Genomic DNA, 4,020 nt, shown 5'->3' on the forward strand with positions numbered 1-4,020 from the left:
GTTTCAGCGATTTGAAGACCTGGGCGTATTGGTGGGGGGTGAAGCCCGCCGCCCGCGCCAGGCGGGCGGCGGCCTCGGCGACGGCGCGTTCGTCGGCCTGGTGCAGTGCGGAGCGGATGATCGTGTCGACCTGGGCCGCGGTCGGCGGCTCGATCAGGTCCACGCGCATCTGCCGCAGCAGCTCGGCCCGCACCTGCTCCTCGCGTCGCTCGTCGTGCCAGATCACGTCCACCAGGTGCGAGACGAGCTTGACGAGGTCGGTCTTGGTGCACTCGTGCCACCCGGTCAGATCCCGCAGTTGGCTGCGATGCCGCTTGGCCGCGCGGGATGTGAAGTCGTAGAAGGCCAGCTCGGACGCGGCGACGCCGACCTGCTTGGCGACGTGTTCGACCGCGTCGGGCGGCAGCTCCAGTCGCATCCGGGGAAACCGGCCGCGCCAGGTCAAGAACTTGAGCTGAACGGCGAAGCCCAGCCTCGTGGCGCCGGTCTTGTTCCGTAACCAGCCCGCCTCGTCGCTGGACAGGGTGAAGTGGTCCACCACCCCGTCCAGACCCAGATCCCGCCCCACTGCTCAGCTCCTTCCGCAGGCCCCGTGATCACCTGTCGGGCTGGACCGTAGAGGCGCCGCCGTACGGCGGGCGCGGGTATCGGCGAAGCGCCCCGGCCCGGCGGGCGGGCCTGGTAGAGGCGCGGCCAACTTGGGGTCGCCGTAGTACTGGAGAAAATTCAGGCGGATATGACTGAGTAGGTTCCTGGCCTGGAGATCTTCGGGTTCAAGTGGAGGTTTATCGCGTGATCGTGGCGTCACGGCGAGGCCAGCTGGTCAGCGCACCAAGCACGGACTGTCTTGCGCAGCTGGTCCACGGTGGCGCCCCATCCGCCCTGCCACTCGTCGTTGAGGCCGTACAACTGCCCGAGTGGGAGATCCGTGATCTCGGAGGCGTAGTCGTGGGTGATGACGATCTCCTCGACCTGGCGCGCGACTGAGCGTTCATCGAGCTGGCCGGACAGGCAGTCCGCGGCGAGGTTGCGGAAGACCGTCGTGACGGCTTCGAGGGTTCCGGGGAGGGGGTTGACGCTCATCTCGGCCAGGACAGCGGGCAGCAGGTCGTGGAGGGCCCGGGTGTCGCGGCCGTTGAGCCCGGCCATTTCACGGAGAGCTTCGCCGTCGTGGCCGTCGGCCAGCCACTGTGCCGCCCACCAAGGTGTCCGCGTGGACACCGAGCCGAGCGTGAACCAGGCGGCGACATCGCGCGGCGACGGCACGGGGATGCCGGAGATCGGCTCCTCAGCAGTCATCATCGCGCTCCGGGGTGTCGGCGATTTCGCGGAGGGTGTCGGTGTAGTACTTGCGGCGTTCTGCGATGAGCGCGGTGACGTTGTCGTCGGTCGCAGCCTGGAGCCCAAGAAGGTGCCCCAGCAGATTGTCCCGCTGTTCGTGGCCGGAGTCGGCTGCATAGAAGATCGTGCGCTGCGTTCCTCCGCCGGCGAGCAAGAACTGATGGGGCAGGCCGCACCAGGTGTCGAAGCTGGTGGTGATCGCCCGCCACAGGTGCCAGACGTCGTCGGGCCGATGGTGCTCGGCAAGCAGGAGCGCGGCGACTTCGATGCTGTGGCTGAAGCCCCAGCAGTGGCGGTGGAACCGTATCTCCTGGTCCAGCAGGAAGAGGGCGAGGTCGTGGTCGACCGGTCCTGGAGCGAGGACGAGCGCCTCCAGGACGTCCCGTCGGTCCTTCCACCAGCGGTCCAGCGGCAGGCCGTTTTCGTCGTGAGCTGCTTCGAACCGCAGGAGGTCCCAGCGCTCGGGGTCCTCGGCCCACCAGGCCGGGTCGAGAGTGTCGTCGGCTCCGTGCGGCCGGATGGCAGTCATGCGCGGACGCGCGGTAGGGCTGCCGCGGCGGCGCGCTCCAGAACGCGGTACACCGTGGCCCGGCTGACGGAGAAGAGTTCGGCGAGGTCGGCGATGGAGTGCTCGCCGGTGGCGTGCTGCTCGACCAGGTGGGCCTGCTGGCGGGCGGTCAGCTTGGGCTGCTTGCCCTTCAGCTTGCCCTTGGCCCTGGCGACCGCCATGCCCTCCCGGGTCCGCAGGCGCAGTAGGTCGACCTCGAACTCGGCGAAGGTGGCCAGGATGTTGAAGAACATCTTGCCCATGGGGTCGGCCGGGTCGTAGAGAGTGCCGCCGAGGGAGAGCTTGACGCCGCGGGCGACGAGGGAGTCGCTGATGTCGCGGGCGTCGGGCACGGAGCGGGCGAGGCGGTCGAGCTTGGGCACCACGAGCGTGTCACCGGCGCGCACGGCGGCCAGGGCCTGGTCCAGGCCTGGCCGGTTGCGGTGGGTGCCGGTCAGGCCGTGGTCGAGATAGATCCGGCCTTCGGGGACGCCGAGGCCCAGCAGGATCTCCTTTTGGGCCGTCAGGTCCTGGGTGTCGGTGGAGCATCGGGCGTAGCCCGTGAGAAGTCCGGTCACAGGCGAGAAGTGTACGGATAGCCCCCGCTGACCGTACAGATCACCGGACGCCCTAAATGAGACGACGTCAGGGCTGGTCGCGGCTTCCCAGCCTTCAAGATCGCCAGTGTTCGTTGAGGGTTCCCCAAACGAACACGGCCAGGAGGTCGGGAAGGACGGTCGGATCCTGCCCGGGAAGTCTCCCTGAATAGGATGTCGGCCAACGTGGCCTCCCATAAGGTGATGCCGCCTCCTGGAAGAAGCAGTCATGGACGACATCGTCGCCCGCATCCGATCCAAACTGGCCGCTGCTTGTACAGAGCCCGTTCCTCGCCCGCGGACCTTTGTGCGGGCACCCGGTGGTCAACGCTTGGGCGCCCCCCTCAGCGAAGAACGAGTGGTCGCCTACGAGACAGCACACGGCGCCCGAATTCCCCGTAGCTATCGCACGTTCCTGCGCGAGATCGGCAACGGAGGCATCGGACCCGACGGCGGACTACTCCCTCTGACGCGTTGGTCCGCCCACGACATCCCTGACCCCAGTCAGCAACTCGGACACTTCTTTGAGCTGGAGCCGACCGACTCCGTCGCCGCCGACTGGGCCCGGCTCCGCGACGCTCAGAAAAGCCCCTACGCCGGCACCCACACCGTCGTCCATCGCGGCTGCCTGGAGATGACACTGCTGGTCGTCTCGGGACCCGCCAGAGGCCGACTCCTCGACGCCAACCTCGGAGACCTTGCCATACCTCCGGTCTTCCATCCCCAGCCCGACTTCCTCGCCTGGTACGAGCACTGGCTCGACACACTGCCGGGAGGCCGGCTCATCCCCGACTTCCGCGGCCAGAGACACGAAAGTCCCGACGAGCTCATCGACATCCTGACCACCTCGAAATCCCCTGAAGAACGACGAGCCGCCACCTACACGCTGGGCGGACGTCAACCCCTCACCGATCGCGCTCGGGACGTATTGGTCCAGGCGCTGGCCGACGACCCCGACCGGGGAGTGAGGATGGACGCGGCACAGACCCTGGCCGAGCTCGACAGCGAGGCTGCCCCGGTGCTCGCATCGGCCCTCAAGGATCCGGACCACTGGGTTCGACGTCGAGCCTTGGTGCACCTGCTCCAGGTCAGCAACGATGAAACAACCTACGGCGCAGCAGCCCGCGAGCTTCTCCAGGACGAGAACCCGAACGTTCGGATGGCTGCAACAAACCTGCTCCACCGCGCCGGATGGACATCTTGCGAGCGCCGGTGATCCCGGACCAAGAGCGCGTCACTCCAAAAGTTACTCACGAGTTACTTGTCACTTGGGTCGCCGCTCGTTAACGGCACCCCTGGACGGAGTCGCCCGCAACCCGGCGCTGCCGACACCGTTGCTGCTGCGCTTGCTCGCCTTCGACGGCGGCGGTGACGGCCCGCCCCGTCACGCCCTCCAGCGGGCTGAACTCCCCGAGCCAGCCGTCGCGGTGATCCGGGGGTCGAGATTGGTAAGCGCCGTTAATCGGGTGGCCTGTATTCCTCGCAGGGGGACCGGTGTCTGTCACCGTGTGTGCCCCGTTGGACGAGTGGCGGGTG

The 4,020-nt window shown here is 67.7% G+C and carries 5 protein-coding genes; 1 reads left to right on the forward strand and 4 read right to left on the reverse strand.

Features of this window, described 5'->3' with window-relative positions; genetic code table 11:
- From ACWCQ6_RS36115 to ACWCQ6_RS36130, 4 genes are all read right to left on the reverse strand, one after another.
- Window positions 1-568: DUF4158 domain-containing protein (locus ACWCQ6_RS36115; RefSeq protein ID WP_451096594.1), on the reverse strand; the 568-nt coding region annotated here is incomplete at its 3' end.
- A gap of 236 nt (window positions 569-804) precedes the next feature.
- Window positions 805-1,299, reverse strand: a complete 495-nt coding sequence (locus ACWCQ6_RS36120; protein ID WP_451096596.1) for a hypothetical protein — start codon at window positions 1,297-1,299, stop codon at window positions 805-807.
- A complete protein-coding gene (locus tag ACWCQ6_RS36125) occupies window positions 1,289-1,870 on the reverse strand; it encodes a hypothetical protein (RefSeq protein ID WP_451096598.1) in 582 nt (193 codons plus the stop codon). The genes ACWCQ6_RS36120 and ACWCQ6_RS36125 overlap by 11 nt, the downstream gene beginning before the upstream one ends.
- Window positions 1,867-2,466, reverse strand: coding sequence for a recombinase family protein (locus ACWCQ6_RS36130; RefSeq protein ID WP_451096600.1), 600 nt, complete (start codon window positions 2,464-2,466; stop codon window positions 1,867-1,869). The genes ACWCQ6_RS36125 and ACWCQ6_RS36130 overlap by 4 nt, the downstream gene beginning before the upstream one ends.
- A 247-nt stretch (window positions 2,467-2,713) precedes the next feature.
- Between ACWCQ6_RS36130 and ACWCQ6_RS36135 the strand changes: the two genes are divergently transcribed.
- A complete protein-coding gene (locus tag ACWCQ6_RS36135; protein ID WP_451096602.1) occupies window positions 2,714-3,700 on the forward strand; it encodes a HEAT repeat domain-containing protein in 987 nt (328 codons plus the stop codon).
- Window positions 3,701-4,020 lie beyond the last annotated feature (320 nt).

Source organism: Streptomyces sp. NPDC001880 (genome assembly GCF_053594575.1).

Excerpts from the sequence above, each read along its gene's own strand:
- ACWCQ6_RS36120 (WP_451096596.1), bottom strand. The coding sequence starts at position 1,299 with ATGACTGCTGAGGAGCCGATCTCCGGCATCCCCGTGCCGTCGCCGCGC.
- ACWCQ6_RS36125 (WP_451096598.1), bottom strand. The coding sequence starts at position 1,870 with ATGACTGCCATCCGGCCGCACGGAGCCGACGACACTCTCGACCCGGCC.
- ACWCQ6_RS36135 (WP_451096602.1), top strand. The coding sequence starts at position 2,714 with ATGGACGACATCGTCGCCCGCATCCGATCCAAACTGGCCGCTGCTTGT.